Source organism: Thalassovita mediterranea, from assembly GCF_001458435.1.
Lineage (GTDB): Bacteria > Pseudomonadota > Alphaproteobacteria > Rhodobacterales > Rhodobacteraceae > Thalassobius > Thalassobius mediterraneus.
On sequence record NZ_CYSF01000007.1, the window covers coordinates 453,248 to 469,435 of the forward strand.

At 59.1% G+C, this 16,188-nt stretch carries 16 protein-coding genes and 2 tRNA genes; 13 read left to right on the forward strand and 5 right to left on the reverse strand.

What is annotated here, in order from left to right; translation table 11 throughout:
- Positions 1 to 18: 18 nt before the first annotated feature.
- The 7 genes from TM5383_RS09655 to TM5383_RS09685 all read left to right on the forward strand — a co-directional run bounded on the left by TM5383_RS09655 (position 19) and on the right by TM5383_RS09685 (position 5,238).
- A complete protein-coding gene (locus TM5383_RS09655) occupies positions 19 to 324 on the forward strand; it encodes a DnaJ family domain-containing protein (protein WP_058318875.1) in 306 nt (101 codons plus the stop codon).
- A gap of 3 nt (positions 325 to 327) precedes the next feature.
- Positions 328 to 999, forward strand: coding sequence for an SOS response-associated peptidase (locus TM5383_RS09660; RefSeq protein WP_058318812.1), 672 nt, complete (start codon positions 328 to 330; stop codon positions 997 to 999).
- A 205-nt stretch (positions 1,000 to 1,204) separates the two neighbouring features.
- On the forward strand, positions 1,205 to 1,981 hold the full coding sequence (locus tag TM5383_RS09665; RefSeq protein ID WP_231725094.1) for an energy-coupling factor ABC transporter ATP-binding protein: 777 nt from the start codon (positions 1,205 to 1,207) through the stop codon (positions 1,979 to 1,981).
- On the forward strand, positions 1,962 to 2,561 hold the full coding sequence (locus TM5383_RS09670; protein ID WP_058318813.1) for an energy-coupling factor transporter transmembrane component T family protein: 600 nt from the start codon (positions 1,962 to 1,964) through the stop codon (positions 2,559 to 2,561). The genes TM5383_RS09665 and TM5383_RS09670 overlap by 20 nt, the downstream gene beginning before the upstream one ends.
- A 48-nt stretch (positions 2,562 to 2,609) precedes the next feature.
- Positions 2,610 to 3,149 carry a biotin transporter BioY gene (locus TM5383_RS09675; protein WP_058318814.1) on the forward strand — a complete coding sequence of 180 codons (540 nt, stop codon included), beginning with the start codon at positions 2,610 to 2,612 and terminating at the stop codon, positions 3,147 to 3,149.
- A 266-nt stretch (positions 3,150 to 3,415) separates the two neighbouring features.
- The gene (locus TM5383_RS09680; RefSeq protein ID WP_231725095.1) at positions 3,416 to 5,011 is read left to right on the forward strand and encodes a BCCT family transporter; all 1,596 of its coding nucleotides are present in this window, start codon (positions 3,416 to 3,418) and stop codon (positions 5,009 to 5,011) included.
- A gap of 153 nt (positions 5,012 to 5,164) precedes the next feature.
- Positions 5,165 to 5,238: transfer RNA gene (locus TM5383_RS09685), tRNA-Gly, on the forward strand.
- Between the two features lie 28 nt (positions 5,239 to 5,266).
- Here the strand turns inward: TM5383_RS09685 and TM5383_RS09690 are convergent.
- Both TM5383_RS09690 and TM5383_RS09695 read right to left on the reverse strand, forming a co-directional pair.
- Positions 5,267 to 5,872, reverse strand: a complete 606-nt coding sequence (locus TM5383_RS09690; RefSeq protein WP_058318816.1) for a LysE family transporter — start codon at positions 5,870 to 5,872, stop codon at positions 5,267 to 5,269.
- The gene (locus tag TM5383_RS09695; RefSeq protein WP_058318817.1) at positions 5,865 to 6,332 is read right to left on the reverse strand and encodes an Lrp/AsnC family transcriptional regulator; all 468 of its coding nucleotides are present in this window, start codon (positions 6,330 to 6,332) and stop codon (positions 5,865 to 5,867) included. The genes TM5383_RS09690 and TM5383_RS09695 overlap by 8 nt, the downstream gene beginning before the upstream one ends.
- Before the next feature lie 224 nt (positions 6,333 to 6,556).
- Between TM5383_RS09695 and TM5383_RS09700 the strand changes: the two genes are divergently transcribed.
- The 3 genes from TM5383_RS09700 (at position 6,557) to TM5383_RS09710 (ending at position 11,995) form a co-directional block, all read left to right on the forward strand.
- A complete protein-coding gene (locus TM5383_RS09700; RefSeq protein ID WP_058318818.1) occupies positions 6,557 to 8,350 on the forward strand; it encodes an ABC transporter transmembrane domain-containing protein in 1,794 nt (597 codons plus the stop codon).
- A gap of 273 nt (positions 8,351 to 8,623) precedes the next feature.
- A complete protein-coding gene (locus TM5383_RS09705) occupies positions 8,624 to 10,507 on the forward strand; it encodes an acyl-CoA synthetase (protein WP_058318819.1) in 1,884 nt (627 codons plus the stop codon).
- A gap of 141 nt (positions 10,508 to 10,648) precedes the next feature.
- Positions 10,649 to 11,995 carry an ABC1 kinase family protein gene (locus TM5383_RS09710; RefSeq protein WP_058318820.1) on the forward strand — a complete coding sequence of 449 codons (1,347 nt, stop codon included), beginning with the start codon at positions 10,649 to 10,651 and terminating at the stop codon, positions 11,993 to 11,995.
- On the opposite strand, the gene TM5383_RS09715 is transcribed toward TM5383_RS09710, so the two are convergent.
- From TM5383_RS09715 to TM5383_RS09725, 3 genes are all read right to left on the reverse strand, one after another.
- Positions 11,992 to 12,429, reverse strand: a complete 438-nt coding sequence (locus tag TM5383_RS09715; RefSeq protein ID WP_058318821.1) for an acyl-CoA thioesterase — start codon at positions 12,427 to 12,429, stop codon at positions 11,992 to 11,994. The two genes, TM5383_RS09710 and TM5383_RS09715, sit on opposite strands and share 4 nt — an antisense overlap.
- A 12-nt stretch (positions 12,430 to 12,441) precedes the next feature.
- Positions 12,442 to 13,602, reverse strand: coding sequence for an iron-containing alcohol dehydrogenase (locus TM5383_RS09720; protein WP_058318822.1), 1,161 nt, complete (start codon positions 13,600 to 13,602; stop codon positions 12,442 to 12,444).
- A gap of 324 nt (positions 13,603 to 13,926) precedes the next feature.
- A tRNA-Thr gene (locus TM5383_RS09725) sits at positions 13,927 to 14,001 on the reverse strand.
- A 115-nt stretch (positions 14,002 to 14,116) separates the two neighbouring features.
- Between TM5383_RS09725 and TM5383_RS09730 the strand changes: the two genes are divergently transcribed.
- Genes TM5383_RS09730 through TM5383_RS09740 form a run of 3 tightly spaced genes read left to right on the forward strand, consistent with a single transcriptional unit; the run spans position 14,117 to position 16,080 of the window.
- Complete coding sequence (locus tag TM5383_RS09730; protein ID WP_058318823.1) at positions 14,117 to 14,329, forward strand: hypothetical protein; 213 nt, start codon at positions 14,117 to 14,119, stop codon at positions 14,327 to 14,329.
- A 12-nt stretch (positions 14,330 to 14,341) separates the two neighbouring features.
- Entirely contained in the window at positions 14,342 to 15,607 is a 1,266-nt protein-coding gene (gene murA, locus TM5383_RS09735; protein ID WP_058318824.1) for a UDP-N-acetylglucosamine 1-carboxyvinyltransferase, read from the forward strand.
- Positions 15,607 to 16,080, forward strand: a complete 474-nt coding sequence (locus TM5383_RS09740) for a DUF2948 family protein (protein WP_058318825.1) — start codon at positions 15,607 to 15,609, stop codon at positions 16,078 to 16,080. The genes murA and TM5383_RS09740 overlap by 1 nt, the downstream gene beginning before the upstream one ends.
- Positions 16,081 to 16,188 lie beyond the last annotated feature (108 nt).

The window sequence follows — 16,188 nt, forward strand, 5'->3', positions numbered from 1 at the left end:
CACAGTATGCTGACGCCTATGGACCATCCGCTGATTGATCTGATTGATGCCAAGATCGCCGCTGCCGAGGCAGAGGGTGCTTTTGATGATTTGCCGGGGGCGGGTAAACCGCTGCCGCAGGTCGATGATCCAGCCAACCACTTGGTCAACCGTCTGGTCAAAGAGGCCGGTGGCGTGCCGGAATTTGTTAGCCTGTCGCGCGAACTGTCCCGCCTGCGTGAGGAGTTGCGAGAGACGGGTGATCGCACCCGCCGCAAAGAGATTATGCGTGAAATGTCGATGATGGAGGCAAGGATCGACATCGCCCGCAAGGCGCATCGCTGATCCATGTGCGGGCGGCTGTCCAATACGGTGCCCTCAGACGCGATGGCGCGGCTGTTCGCGGCGCAGCCTGCAAATAATCTGCCCACGGTGCCGAATTTCAACATCTGTCCCACCAATCCCATCCATGTGGTCTACAACGAGGGTGACATGCGCCGCCTCAGCGCGATGCGCTGGGGGTTTCTGCCGCATTGGTACAAGGCGTTGAATGATGGCCCGCTGCTGATCAATGCGCGCGCGGAAACGATTGCCGACAAACCCGCCTTTGCCAGTGCTTGCCGCCAGCGGCGTTGTTTGATCCCCACCTCTGGCTATTTTGAGTGGGCCAAGGACGCAGAGGGAAATCGGCTGCCGTGGTATTTCCACCGCGCTGATGATCAGCCCGTGGTGATGGCGGGGATCTGGCAGGATTGGCAGGACGGGGCGGGCAGTCACATCCGCAGCTGCGCGATCGTCACCACCGCCGCCAGCGCGGATCTGGCGCATGTGCATCATCGCATGCCTGTGGTGCTGGAACCGCAGCATTGGGCAAAATGGCTGGGCGAGGAGGGCAAGGGCGCCGCGACACTCATGCGGCCTGCAGCGCCGGATCTGTTAGACCACCACCGTGTGGCGACGACTGTGAACAGCAATCGCGCCAGCGGCGCAGAGCTGATCGAGGTACTGGAAGAGTTCTGATCCCGTCATGGATCGGCACTATCGATCAAAATTAAGTCATGCGGTGATCATACAGTATTGATTTTGCATCAAAATCAGGTGCATTCATGACACCGTTTCAAAGGTGACTCTGCGCAGTCTGTTTATTTTCTCCAGTGGCTCTTGTGCCCTGCGCCTTGCTTTGACCTGCTTCTACTTTTAATGCCTGCCGCATGGAGGACACCGAATGACCACCCCCCAAGATGGTGCAACGCTGAACGCTGTGATGGAAAATGTAGCGGATGCGGCGGCTTGTCGGATCGAAATTCGCGATCTGCGTTATCTGCGGGACGGGGTTGAGGTGTTTGATGGGTTGAACCTAACACTGAGCGAGCGTCGCGTGGGTGTGATCGGCCGCAACGGTTCGGGTAAATCCCAATTGGCGCGTCTGATTGCCGGACTGGCCCCTGCAGATGCGGGTGAGGTTACCGTGAACGGTGTTGCCGTGGCCAAGGAACGGCTGAAGGCGCTGCGCACTGTCGGCATCCTGTTTCAAAACCCAGATCACCAGATCATCTTTCCCACCGTTGGCGAAGAGCTGACTTTCGGTTTGGTAGCACAGGGCATGCCCAAGGATGATGCGCAGGCCAAAGCGCGTCGCACGCTGGAGGCGTTCAATCGCCCCGATTGGTACGATCGCTCGATCCAGACCCTTAGCCAAGGACAACGGCATCTGGTCTGTCTGATGGCGGTCTTGGCGATGAACCCCGGTGTGGTGGTTCTGGACGAACCCTTTGCTGGTCTTGATCTGCCGACCACGCTGGCGCTGACACGGTATCTGGATCGTGTGGCCCCGGCCTTGGTCCATATCAGCCACGACCTGCAGGCGCTGCGTGACTATGATCGGGTGATCTGGGTCGATCAGGGCAAGGTGAAACAGGATGGCCCCGCGGCAGAGGTGATTGACGCCTATGTTGCCGCGATGACGGGGCAGGGGGACAGTGATGATTTCGCTGACCTCTGAGGTCCGCACACCCTACCATCGCTGGTGGGCGGGGCCCAAACTGTTGGGTCTGTGCCTGTTCACGGTGGCCACCTTCTATCTGGATACCCCGTTGAGTACCGGCGCTGTGCTGGCGGTATTGGCGCTGGGCTATTTGATTTGTGGCCTGCGGTTTGCCCGACAGGGGCTGCGCCTGCTGCGCCCGCTGATCTGGGTTTGCATGATTATCATGGGCTATCATATCGCGATCCGCGATATTGCCGACGGTGCTGTTGTCTGTCTGCGACTGGCAGCAGCGGTGGCTGCGGCCAATCTGGTGACGCTGACCACCCGATTGGAGGATATGCTGGATGTGCTGGAACGTCTGTTCACACGCCTACATGTTTCGCCACGGATTCGGCGGCGCATTGCCTTGGCCATCGCGCTGGTGATACGCTTTATTCCGGAACTGACCCGTAAAGGCGGCACCTTGATCGAAGCCTGGCGCGCCCGCAGTACCAAGAAATTCAGCTGGAAATTATTGTTACCTTTCGCGCTGTTAGCCTTGGATGATGCAGAACAGGTCGCTGAGGCGTTGAAGGCACGGGGCGGAGTGGAATAAACACCTCCCCAAATTATAGTATAACTACGGAGTTGGGGGAAGGACAAAATGGAACGCAATCTCACTCAAATCGCGCTTTTTGCGGCACTGATCGCTGCACTGGGGCTGATCCCGAAATTTAACCTGCCGCTGGGCGTGCCGATCACCGGCCAGAGCCTGGGCATCATGCTGGCCGGCACCGTTCTGGGCGCCAAACGTGGCGCGCTGGCGGTTATTTTGTTCCTTGGCCTTGTTGCGCTGGGCCTGCCTTTGCTGGCCGGTGGCCGCGGTGGTTTGGGTGTCTTTAGCGGCGTCACCGCCGGTTTCCTGTTCGGTTGGGTTGTCGCTGCCTATGTAACGGGCCTGCTGGCTGAAGCTTGGGCAGGCAAGGGCAACTGGATCAGCCCAGCCATCGCTGCTGCGATTGGGGGCATTCTGGTGCTGTATCCAATCGGGATCGTGGGCATGTATCTGAAGCTGGACGCATCGCTGATGGGACTGACCAAGTCGATGTACGCCTTTATTCCCGGTGACCTGATCAAATGCGTGTTGGCTGGTCTGATCACCAACGGTCTGCGCAAGGCGCGCCCGGGAATGGTCGCTGGCTGAGCCATCAAATTCTATCGGTTCGCATCGTCAGATCGTCGATAGCTTTCCATCAATGCGGGGTCCCTTTTGGGGCCCCGTATCCATTTCGCGCCGCTATTTGTGATTCTTTTTTCCAATTTCAAGGGGCGCTACGAAATGACGTTGGGTTCTTCGGGACGGAAAAACGTCATAACTCTGTCGTTTTTGCCGTGGCGTGGGTCGATTTACCGGCCTGCCGCTTTGGTCAATCTCACAATAATGGGCCATCCAAAATGGGGAGGGTCTTTATGACCGATAGTAACGACAACAGAGAGACCGACTATGAAGTCGGTCAAGACAATGTTCAGCCTTTTGGGCTGGATATTCACAATCCGGTCTTTGCGGTTTCCGCAATTACCATCGTTGCCTTTGTCTTCTTTTCGCTTGTTTTTAAGGAACAAGCGGGTGAATTCTTTGGCTGGCTGCGTCCGACACTGACCAGCAACTTTGACTGGGTCTTTATGATCGCTTGCAACATCTTTGTGGTGTTCTGCCTGTTCCTGATCGTGACGCCTTATGGCTCGATCCGGTTGGGTGGCGACAATGCGCGGCCCGATTACAGCTACATGGGCTGGTTCTCGATGCTGTTTGCCGCGGGCATGGGCATTGGTCTGGTGTTCTGGGGTGTGGCCGAGCCGATTTCCCACTACGGTTCGTCGCTGGGCGGCACCGCAGTTGGTGACGCTGGCGTTCGTACCGACTGGGCACCGCTGGGTGCTGCGGCGGGTGATCCCGAAGCGGCGCGTGATCTGGCGATGGCAGCGACCATCTTCCACTGGGGTCTGCATCCTTGGGCGATCTACGCTGTTGTGGCACTGGCGCTGGCCTTCTTCAGCTTCAACCGCGGTCTGCCGCTGACCATGCGTTCGGTGTTCTACCCGCTGTTTGGCGAAGCAACCTGGGGTCCGCTGGGTCACATCATCGACGTTCTGGCGGTTTTCGCGACCATCTTCGGTCTGGCAACCTCGCTGGGTCTGGGCGCAACGCAGGCGCTGGCCGGTCTGAACTACCTGTTCGGCGTTCCGGTGACCGACGGCATGAAAGTGCTGCTGATCATCGCGATCACCCTGTTTGCGCTGGTGTCGGTTGTTGCCGGTCTGGACAAAGGCGTGAAGCGTCTGTCCGAAGCAAACATGATCCTCGCCGCTGCGCTGCTCATTCTGGTGCTGCTGGTTGGTCCGACACTGCTGATCATCAGCGGTTTCTTCTCGGGTCTGGGTGAATACATCGTACGTCTGCCTGCCCTGTCGAACTGGGTTGGCCGTGAAGACACCAACTTCATGCAGGGCTGGACCACCTTCTACTGGGCGTGGTGGATTTCCTGGTCACCCTTCGTTGGCATGTTCATCGCGCGCATCTCGCGTGGTCGTACCATCCGTGAATTCATCGTTTGCGTTCTGCTGATCCCCACCCTCGTGGGTGCCCTGTGGATGAGCGTATTCGGTGGCGCAGCACTGGATCAGGTTATGTCTGGTGCGGGCGAAGCCCTGTCGGCAGCGGGTCTGGAACTGAAGATGTTCACCATGTTCGAAGCCTTCCCGATGACCAGCCTCTTGTCCTTCGTTGGCATCGTTCTGGTGGTTGTGTTCTTCGTCACCTCTTCGGACTCCGGTTCGCTGGTGATCGACACCATCACCGCAGGCGGCAAAACCGACGCACCCACCGCACAGCGTGTGTTCTGGTGTGTGCTGGAAGGCGCGATCGCGATCGTGCTGCTGCTCGGCGGTGGTCTGGGCGCCCTTCAGGCGGCTGCGATCGCAACGGGCTTCCCGTTTGCTATCGTGCTGGTGCTGATGTGCCTGTCGATCTTCATCGGCTTGGTGAACGAGCGTCGCCGCAAGTAAGCGTGCCGCTTTGACTGCCTAGACAACGAAACGGCCCTGCGCATGCGGGGCCGTTTTGCGTTTGTGGATCGGGTTTTAGATCGAAAATGCAACTGAGGGATCGCATCCCCTTGACCTCACCGCGCGGCTGAATTACCACGTCCCAACGTCTGAGCGGGTATGGTGAAATGGTATCATAAGAGCCTTCCAAGCTTAAGGTGCGGGTTCGATTCCCGCTACCCGCTCCAAGATGCTTCCCAGATCATTACGAATGACCTACAGCAGCATCGACAGCCCCCATAGGCTGATCGCACTGCCAGATAGCAGATCCAGCCATCGCAGGGCGTTGCCGTTGATCCGTTGTCGCGCCCAAAGCGCCAGTTGCACCAGAAACAGCCACCATAGCGCTGACCCCAAGAACACCCCCGCCACAAGAACAATCGGTGCGAACGTGTAACTGCCCGCCGCCTGTCCCAGTCCTGCGATCATTGCCACGAAGGCCAGCATCGTCATCGGATTGGATAGCGTCAGCAGATAGGTGCTGGCAAAAGCGCTGATGAGGCTGCCGCCACCGTTGGAAGCTACTGCATTAGGGCGGGCACGCCAAAACCCGCGCGCAGTGTTGAGGCCAATCAGCAATAGCAGAACACCGCCAAAGATCTGCATCTGATCGCCATAGTGCGCGACCAGCCCGCTGGCAGCGATACCAGTGGCGACCGCCAACCCATAGGTGCCATCCGCCGCCGCAGCCCCAAGGCCCGTGGCCAGCCCGGCACCACGCCCGGCCACTATACTGCGCCGTATGCACAAAAGGCCGATCGGTCCCACGGGCGCGGCGATTGCCACCCCCGCCAAGAGCCCTGTAAGCAAAACCTCACCCATCCTCTTGTTCCTCTGTTGGAACGGCGATGGCCAGCGTTTCCTTTGCGGTGTCCAACGCAATGATGCTTTCGGTGCGGGTCACGGCGGGCAGAGGTTTTACCACCTCGCTGAGAAACCGCTGCAGGGCGGCGGTATCGGCAAGGCGCAGTTTCATCAGATAAGAATGCGGACCGGAAATGTGGTGCAACTCCTGCACGGCGTCATGGGCGCTGAGGGCGGCGATGGCCTCTGCTTCACCTTCATATCTGAGATCCAGCAGAACAAAGGCACAGGTCGCTGCCGCAAAAGGCGCTGGCGCCAGTCGCGCCTGCCAACCGGTGATGATTCCCTGTTTTTGTAGCCTGCGGATTCGGTCGTTGGTGGCCGAAACGGACAAACCAACCTGTGCGGCCACATCGGTAGAGGAGCGGCGCGCGTCGGTTTGAAGTATTTCGCAAATTTTGCGGTCAAAATGATCCATGTCACCATTTTATCCTGATTCTGTTGGTTGTTTGAAATTTATTGCGGATTTATCATTGTGTGAAGGTAAAGTTTGCGGAGTGAGCTTGGTCCCGCCGCCAAACTTCCGGTTCGCTGATATCTGGGGGCAGGGCGAATGACCGCACCCTCCATACCTCTCCTGCGCTTGCCCGCTGCGCTGTCCTCGCTTAAACCGCAAGCGCGAAGAGACGGAAGGACAGGACAATGGCGCGCGCACCCGTATCTGTGGATGAAGACCGCGAAAAATCCAAACACGTGGGCGCATTGCGCGAGTTGTGGCCGTTTCTGCGACCCTACCGTATGCTGGCGGCCCTTGCCGGATTGGCCCTTGTGCTGACGGCGTCGGTTTCGCTGATGCTGCCCCTTGCCGTGCGTCGCGTGGTTGACAATTTCAACGTCCAAGACGGCGCCCTGCTGGATCGTTATTTCGGTGCTGCAATGGCTATTGCCGGTTTGCTGGCCGTGGGCACTGGCCTGCGCTACATGCTGGTCACCCGATTGGGCGAACGTGTGGTCGCCGACATCCGCAAAGCGGTGTTTGACCGCGTGGTCGGTATGTCGCCCGCCTTCTTTGAGAACATCATGACCGGCGAAGTCCTTAGCCGGATCACCACCGACACGACGTTGATCCTGTCGGTCATTGGATCATCCATTTCGATCGCGTTGCGCAATGTGCTGATCTTCCTTGGAGGGCTGGTGCTGATGCTTTTGACCTCGGCCAAGCTGACAGGGTTGGTTCTGTTGATCGTGCCGGGCGTCGTGATTCCGATTTTGGTCCTGGGACGTCGCCTGCGTGTGCTGAGCCGCGAAAACCAGGATTGGATTGCGGTCAGCTCTGGCAATGCCAGCGAAGCATTGCAAAGCGTGCAGACAGTTCAGGCCTTTACCAACGAGTTTGCGGTGCGCCGTGACTTCTCAACTGTGACAGAGGCCAGTTTTGACAGCGCCCGCCGTCGCATTTCCACCCGCGCCTTGATGACAGTGATCGTGATCTTTCTGGTGTTTTCCGGTGTGGTCGGCGTGTTGTGGATCGGCGCAAACGATGTGCGTAACGATACCATGAGCGCAGGCGCGCTGGTGCAGTTCGTGATTTACTCGGTGATGGTCGCCGGGGCGGTCGGTGCGCTGTCGGAAATCTGGGGTGAATTGCAGCGGGCGGCCGGCGCGACTGAGCGTCTGGTTGAATTGCTGAACGCCGAAGATAGCGTTGCCGATCCCGCGGCACCCGTCACGCTGCCAGCCCAAGTTCTAGGCCGTATCACGTTTGACAATGTCAGCTTCCGCTATCCCACGCGGCCCGACACCTCGGCGCTGGATCAGGTCAATCTGGATATCGCTCCGGGTGAAACCGTCGCTTTTGTCGGCCCGTCGGGGGCAGGTAAAACCACAATCATTCAGACAATCTTGCGCTTTTATGATCCGCAACAGGGTCGCATTCTGTTGGATGGTGTGGATCTGAAAGATGTCGCGCGCGCAGATTTCCGGTCCCATCTGGCGCTGGTGCCACAGGATCCGGTTATTTTTGCCTCGACCGCGATGGAGAACATTCGCTTTGGGCGCCCTGACGCCACCGACGCCGAGGTAGAGGCCGCCGCTAAGGCCGCAGCCGCGCATGACTTTATCATGAAGCTGCCCGAAGGCTACGCGAGCGAATTGGGCGAACGTGGTGTGATGCTGTCGGGCGGGCAGAAACAGCGTATCGCCATTGCCCGCGCCATTCTGCGCGATGCGCCGGTGTTGTTGTTGGATGAGGCGACATCGGCATTGGACGCTGCCAGTGAACGCGCAGTGCAGGGTGCCGTTGACGAGGTGTCGCAATCGCGCACCACGTTGATCGTTGCACACCGTCTGGCAACGGTGAAAAAGGCTGATCGGATTGTGGTCATGGATGAAGGCCGCATCGTCGCACAGGGTACACATGATGAACTGGTGGCCGAAGGCGGACTGTACGCTCAGCTGGCCAAACTTCAGTTCACCGAAGGGGCGGAACTGGCCTGACGGCTAGCGTCGTCAGAGACTGTCCAATGCCCCATTCGGAGGCATGACGTGATCAAGCAGGCCCTTCGGGGCCTGTTTTTGTTCCGGTACGGTGGCCGTATGTCATGACGTTTTCTTGCATGACGTTTGGGCAGCTTGCCTTGAGAGGGCTTAAAATACGGTTATGACGTTGCTCCCCCTTCTGAAAGTTCCCTTGTATCGGGCTTCATTCCCTTTCACATTGCGAACAGGGAAGAATAGCTCCGCAGAAGGGGCACAAAGGGAGGAACACAGATGACTTTTGCCTCGATTGCAGACACGCTTGCGGTTGAAAATGAAATGTCCTGGGAAGACCGCGATGTCCCCGTGACGTTTTACCAGTTTCTGACACAAACCAAAGAGCGCCACGGCAACCGCAACGCTATGTCGTTCCAGTTAACCAGCGGCCCCAAGGATCCGGCTGAAACCCTGACTTGGAACGAACTGCACGCCCGTTCGGTGCAGGCAGCCAACATGTTCCGCGATCTGGGTATCGGTGAAACCGACGTTGTCGCCTGTATCATGCCCAACGCACATGAGGCGCTGCTGACCATCTTTGGTGGCGCGATTGCTGGTATCGTGAACCCCATCAACCCGTTGTTGGAGCCTGAACAGATCGCCGCGATCCTGCGCGAAACCAAGGCCAAGGTTGTCGTTACACTGAAAGCGTTCCCCAAAACGGATATTGCCCAGAAAACGGCAGAGGCTGTGCGCCACGCGCCCGGCGTTGCCACCGTTCTGGAAGTGGATCTGAACCGCTATCTGAAGCCGCCGAAATCCTGGATCGTGCCGCTGGTGCGCCCCAAGAACCCCGGCAACCACCACGCTGATGTTCTGGATTTCAACAAAACGGCCAAGAAATACCCGACCACCCTGTCGTTCGAGGACTCCAAAGGCGACCGCGTGGCGGCCTATTTCCACACCGGCGGCACGACTGGCATGCCGAAGGTGGCACAACACCGCTATTCCGGCATGATCTACAACGGCTGGCTAGGCGGCACCCTGCTGTTCAGCCCCGATGATAACGTCATCTGCCCGCTGCCGATGTTCCACGTTTTTGCCTGCCACGTGATCTGTATGTCCGCCATTCAGGGCGGATCGCACGTGATCTTCCCGACGCCTGCGGGTTATCGTGGCGATGGCGTGTTCGACAATTTCTGGAAGTTGATCGAACGCTGGAAAATCACCTTCATCATCACCGTGCCCACCGCCGTTTCGGCCCTGATGCAGCGTCCGGTGGATGCGGATATTTCGTCCGTTAAAACCGCTTTCTCCGGATCGGCCCCGATGCCGATGGAGCTGTTCACCCGTTTCGCGGATGTATCCGGCGTCGACATCGTCGAAGGCTACGGCCTTACTGAGGCGACCTGTCTGGTCTCCGTGAACCCGCCGACGGGTGCCAAGAAGGTTGGATCGGTTGGTGTGCGTCTGCCCTATAGCGACGTGCGCATCTTCAAAGAGGTGAACGGCGAACCGGTGGAATGTGCCGCTGATGAAATCGGTGAGATCTGCGTGTCGAACCCTGGCGTCTTTGAGGGCAACACCTACACCGAAGCCGACAAAAACATCGACCTCTACCACCATGGCAAATACCTGCGCACCGGCGATCTGGGGCGTGTGGACGAAGAGGGTTATGTTTGGATCACCGGCCGCGCCAAAGATCTGATCATTCGTGGTGGCCACAACATCGACCCCGCCGAGATCGAAGAAGCGATGATGCAGCACCATGATGTTGCCATGGCTGGCGCGATCGGTCAGCCCGACGCCCATGCTGGCGAGGTGCCCTGTGTGTCGGTAGAGCTGGTCGAAGGGGCCACTGTAACCGCCGAAGAGCTGATGAAGCACGCCAAGATCCACGTGCATGAACGTGCCGCGATCCCGAAACACATCGACATTCTGGACGAACTGCCGAAAACCGCCGTGGGCAAGGTGTTCAAACCTGATCTGCGCAAACAGGCGATCATTCGCATCTACAACAAAGCGCTGGATGAGGCGAAGCTGAATGCCAAGGTTGTCCATGTAATCGACGACAAGAAACGTGGTCTGATTGCACAGGTCGAACGCACCGGTGTTGTTCATGATGACGAAGTGGGTCACGTTCTGGGCGCCTACACCCGTCCGTGGGAATGGGCTGCCTAAGCGCTCCCGCCTATGACAGACACAGAAACGCCGCCCTCGTCCGGGCGGCGTTTTACATTCTGGGATGGGGGCGGTGTTGACGCCGTGATTTACCCCTCTAGCGGCCTTTAGAGTGGTGCAAACCAACAACGAGGGCAGGGCATGGGAAAGGACGTCAACAATCGCGCGCGCGCCGTGCCGGTGCCTGCAGGCCGTTTCCACCGATTGGCCCGAATGGGTGGTTTGGCTGGGCAGGTGGCGGGCTCGGTCGTGTATCAGGGGCTGCGCGGTGCGCTGTCTGGGGAACGCAAACCCTTGAGCGATCTGGTGCTGACCCCCGGTAATATCCAGCGGTTGACCAATGAGCTGGCGCAGATGCGTGGCGCTGCGATGAAAATCGGGCAGTTGATTTCGATGGAGGCGGGCGATGTCCTGCCTGCGGATCTGACAGCCATCCTGTCACGCCTGCGCGATCAGGCACATTTCATGCCGCCAGCACAGTTGAAACGGGTTCTGAATGCCGCTTGTGGACAGGACTGGCACCGTCAGTTTGTCCGTTTTGATGTGCGCCCCATCGCGGCGGCCTCTATCGGGCAGGTCCATCGGGCGCAGTTGCGTGATGGCCGTGATCTGGCGATCAAGGTGCAATATCCCGGTGTGGCCGCCAGTATCGACAGTGATGTGGCCAATGTCGGCGCCCTGATCCGGCGGGCGCGGATCCTGCCGCGCGGCTTTGACATGGCACCCTATTTGACAGCGGCGCGGGACCAGTTGCACGAAGAGGTGGATTATCACCGCGAGGCGGCGGCGCTGCGCGATTATCGGAATTGGGTGTTTGATTTGCCCTGCCGCGACGCCTTCTACGTGCCGCGCTACCATGCGGATTGGTCCACGGCACAGGTGCTGGCGATGGACTTTGCGGTCGGTAGCCCGATAGAGGCGTTGGAGGGTGCGTCTTTCGATCAGCGCAACAAGGTGATGCGCGATCTGTTTGATCTGTTCTTTGCCGAATTGTTCCTGTCGCGCCAGATGCAGAGCGATCCGAACTTCGCCAATTTCCTTTATGATTCAGAACGGGGGCAGGTGGTTCTGTTGGATTTCGGCGCCACACGGGCGATTTCATCGGATGTATCGCAGGGCTACCGCGACCTGCTGCGCGCGACGTTTCAAGGACGTGATGATCTGGCAATTGATGCGGCAGCCAAGCTGGGTTTCATCGCGGATAGCATGCCAGCAGACCATCGTGCGCGGGTTGAGGCGATGATGCGCATGACCTTTCAGGCGCTGCGCGGCGCAGCGGCAGGGACGCCGTTCAACTTTGCCGACACGTCGCTATCGCAGCGCCTACAGGCCGAAGGTATGGCCCTGTTCGAGGATGGACTTGCCCCGCCGCCTGTAGCGATGGATGCGCTATATGTGCAGCGCAAGCTGGGCGGTCTGGCGCTGTTGGCGACGCGGCTAAAGGCGCAGGTTGACCTACAGGCCAGTGCCGCGCCCTATCTTACTTAGCCCTTCATCAACGCCTGAAAGGCATCGCGCCGCGCGCCTTCGATCGGGGCAGGGCGGCGGCTGTCGCGGTCGACGTAGACATGCACAAAGCGCCCCTCGGCGGATGCTTCATCCTCATCATTGCGAAACAGGGCCAGTTCGTAGCTGATCGAACTGGTTCCCAGATGCGCCACCCGCAGACCGGCGGTGATCTGATCGGGGAAGCGCATTTCGGCGTAGTATTTACAACCGGTTTCCACCACCAGCCCAATGGTTTTCGATGTCTGCGGATCCAGCAATTCCCGATCCATCAGCCAGCCGTTCACCGCCGTATCAAATAGCGCGTAATGCACCACGTTGTTCATATGGCCGTAGACGTCATTGTCATTCCAACGGGTTTGCAGCGGGTAGAAATCCACGTAATCGGCGCGGGTGCCGCGGTTTTGTTTGCTCATCGTTTGTGTTCCTTACCAAGCGGCCGTGTAGATGGTCAGCGCGTCCTCTTCGCTGACTGTGCGCGGGTTGTTGACCAGCAGGCGTTGCTGCAACATCGCATCAGCGGCCATCTTGGGTAGGGCGTCCTTGGGGATGCCCACTTCGCGCAGGCGGGTTTTCATGTTCAGGCGTTTTGCCAGATCCTCTAGCGCTTCGATCAAGGCACTACAGCGGGCCTGTGCACCCTCGACCTCTGCCAGATGTGGGAAGGCGTCGGCGGCGATTTCGGCGTAGACCTCATAGGCCTCTGGCGCGTTAAAGCGCAGCACGTGGGGCAGGACCAAGGCATTGGACAGACCATGCGGCACATGGAAGGTGCCACCAATCGGATAGGCCAGCGCATGCACTGCCGCGACCGGCGAATTGGCAAAGGCCTGACCGCCCAGCATTGATCCCAGCAGCATCGCACCACGGGCGTCGCGGTTCTGACCGTCTGTCACCACCGCCTCGATATTCGCACCAAGCAGGCGCAGCGCCTCGCGGGCCAGCATTTTTGACAGCGGATTGTTGTTGGCCGAGGTAGAGGCATAGGCCTCAATCGCGTGGACCATGGCGTCCACACCCGTGGCGGCGGTGATATGGCCGGGCAGGCCCAGCGTCAGGTCCGCATCCAACACCGCAATATCCGGCAGAATCACCGGCGATGACACGCCGCGCTTTTCCTCATCACCGACGGTGATGATCGCAACTGGCGTTACCTCGGACCCGGTTCCGGCAGTGGTCGGCACCAGTACCAGCGGCAAGCGCGGTCCCTTGGCCTGTGCAACGCCCCATGCCTGATCCAGATCCTCACCCGACCCCAACAGCAGTGCGCAAAGCTTGGCAACATCCATCGGGGATCCGCCGCCGAATCCCAAAACGCCGGTCACATCGGCATCGCGTCCCGCCTGCACCGCCGCCATGAGCGTCGCGCGAGAGGGGTCCGCCTCTACCGCGTCAAAGATCACGACCTCATGACCTGCTGCCTCTAGCGCCATAATCGAAGGATCCAGCAATCCCAGTTGCCGCAATGCGGCATCGGTTACTACCAGAACGCGCGGCCCCAGTGTGTTCCCTGCCAACGCATCCAGCCGCGCGGCGGCACCGGCCTCGAAAACCACTGATTTTGTGGTGTTAAACATGAACGGCGTCATGCGATCCTCCCTCTTCCTCGTGCGTAGGCTAGGGGGAGTGCGCGGGCGCGGCAAGCGGTGATGCCCGTGTTGGGCGAAATACTTGGTCCCACTGCGCGGCTCATTGGTGAAGATTCCAATGCAGGTTCAGCGTGTTTTCTGGTTGGGCGTATCGCTGCGCGCGATACCCAAAACCGCGCAACCATATCGGTACACGTCGCCGCGAACGATACCCGGCTTGGCTTATATGAATGGGTTTGCCTAACCACACACAGAGGGGGCTACAGCGCGCAATACGATGTATACATTCAGGATGTGAATGCGATCATTTCTGTTGTGAGTAGATGGTGCTGCTGGAGAGAATTGAACTCTCGACCTCTCCCTTACCAAGGGAGTGCTCTACCTCTGAGCTACAGCAGCGACCGGCAGTCGTTTCGGTGTGTCCGTCTCGACTGTGAGGCGGCTTTTAGCCAAACAAGATTCCGGGCGCAAGGGGGTAGTGGACGGTTTTTTCGCCCTCATGTAAGAAACTTTCATGCAGCAGAAATCAAACAGCAACACATCGCCAAAAAAACAAGACGCGCGTGAGGACCGATTGAAGGCCGCGCTAAAGGCCAATATGGCCCGTCGGAAGTCACAGGCAAAGGCGCGGGCCGCCGGAGATGAGTCGGAGGGCGCAGAACCTCAGGCGCGTTTCAGCGGGCAGGCGCATCGCCACAAGCCGGCGACAGACGTCGAAAACGAGTAAGGGGCAGATTTAATGGATTCGATTATTGTAACGGGCAACGGCCCACTGAATGGCACGATTCCCATCGCGGGGGCCAAGAACGCCTGTCTGACCCTGATGCCGGCCACGCTGCTGAGTGATGAACCGCTGACGCTGACCAACGCGCCGCGCCTGTCGGATATTGCGACAATGTCTGAACTGCTGCGTTCGCTCGGCGCCGAAGTGACGTCGATGCAGGATGGTCAAGTGCTGGCGATGTCCAGCCATACTATCGCGACGACCAAGGCAGATTATGAAATCGTTCGTAAAATGCGTGCGTCGAACCTTGTTCTGGGTCCGCTTCTGGCACGTGAGCATGAGGCGATCGTGTCGCTGCCCGGTGGCTGTGCCATTGGCGCGCGCCCGATGGATATCCATATCACCGCGCTAGAGGCGCTGGGCGCTGAGATTGAGCTGAAAGATGGCTACCTGCACGCCAAGGCCCCCGGTGGTCTGAAGGGCGCGACGCATGAATTGCGATTCGCCTCTGTCGGGGCGACGGAAAACGTGGTGATGGCCGCGACGCTGGCCAAGGGCACCACGGTGCTGAAAAACGCCGCGCGTGAGCCTGAGATTGTGGATCTGGTGCATTGCCTGCGCAAAATGGGTGCCCAGATCGAAGGTGAGGGCACATCGACCATCACCATTCAGGGCGTTGATCGTCTGCACGGTGCGACTCACCCTGTTGTCACTGACCGAATCGAACTGGGCACCTACATGCTGGCCCCTGCCATTTGCGGCGGCGAGGTAGAGCTGCTCGGCGGGCGAATCGATCTGCTGGAAGCGTTCTGTGAAAAACTGGACGCGGCGGGTATTTCGGTGGAAGAAACCGAAAAAGGTCTGAAAGTGGCCCGTCGCAATGGCCGTGTGAAGGCGGTGGATGTTGTCACCGAACCCTTCCCCGGCTTCCCCACCGATTTGCAGGCGCAGATGATGGCGTTGATGTGCACCGCCGAGGGCACCGCCGTTCTGGAAGAGAAGATTTTCGAGAATCGCTTCATGCACGCGCCGGAACTGATGCGTATGGGCGCGTCGATCGAGGTGCAGGGCGGGACGGCCACCGTGCATGGGGTGGAACGCCTGAAAGGGGCGCCGGTAATGGCGACGGATCTGCGTGCTTCGGTTTCGCTGATTCTGGCAGGTTTGGCGGCAGAGGGTGAAACCATCGTCAATCGCGTCTATCATCTGGATCGCGGCTATGAACGGGTCGAAGAGAAACTGGGCGCCCTTGGTGCCAAGATTGAGCGGGTAAAAGGCTGATGCAGGACGACGCACGTTTTGAAGATGGTGGGGAAAAGCCCCTGAACCTTGGCGCCTTTGATGGCGATGACCTGAAGGTGCTGTCAGCACTGGCGCAGGATGCGGTGTTCCCGATTTCCGAAATGCGCTGGCAGGCGGCAGAGCGACGCTTTGCGCTGCTTTTGAACCGCTTCCGTTGGGAAGATTCGGGTCGTGATCGTCACGGTGCAGAACGGGTTCAGTCGATCCTTGTCATCGAAAACGTGCAGCGTGTGGCGTCCCAAGGGATTGATCGCAGCGACAAAGAGATGATCCTGTCGTTGTTGTCGATCGACTGGCAAGAGGGTGAGGATGCCAATGGCGCGCTGGAACTGGTTCTGGCCGGTGATGGCGGCATCCGGTTGGAGGTTGAGGCGCTGGAAGTGTCGTTGCGCGATGTGACGCGGCCCTACCGCGCCCCGTCCGGCAAGGCGCCGGAACATGATCTGAGCTGATAGGGAAGGGCGCCGCGGCGCCCTTTTTACTTTCCGGGTCACGTAGTGATCCGGTTCGTGCCCGACCCCGCCCCCCAGGGCGGGCACGAATTTAGACCGGCTTGCAAT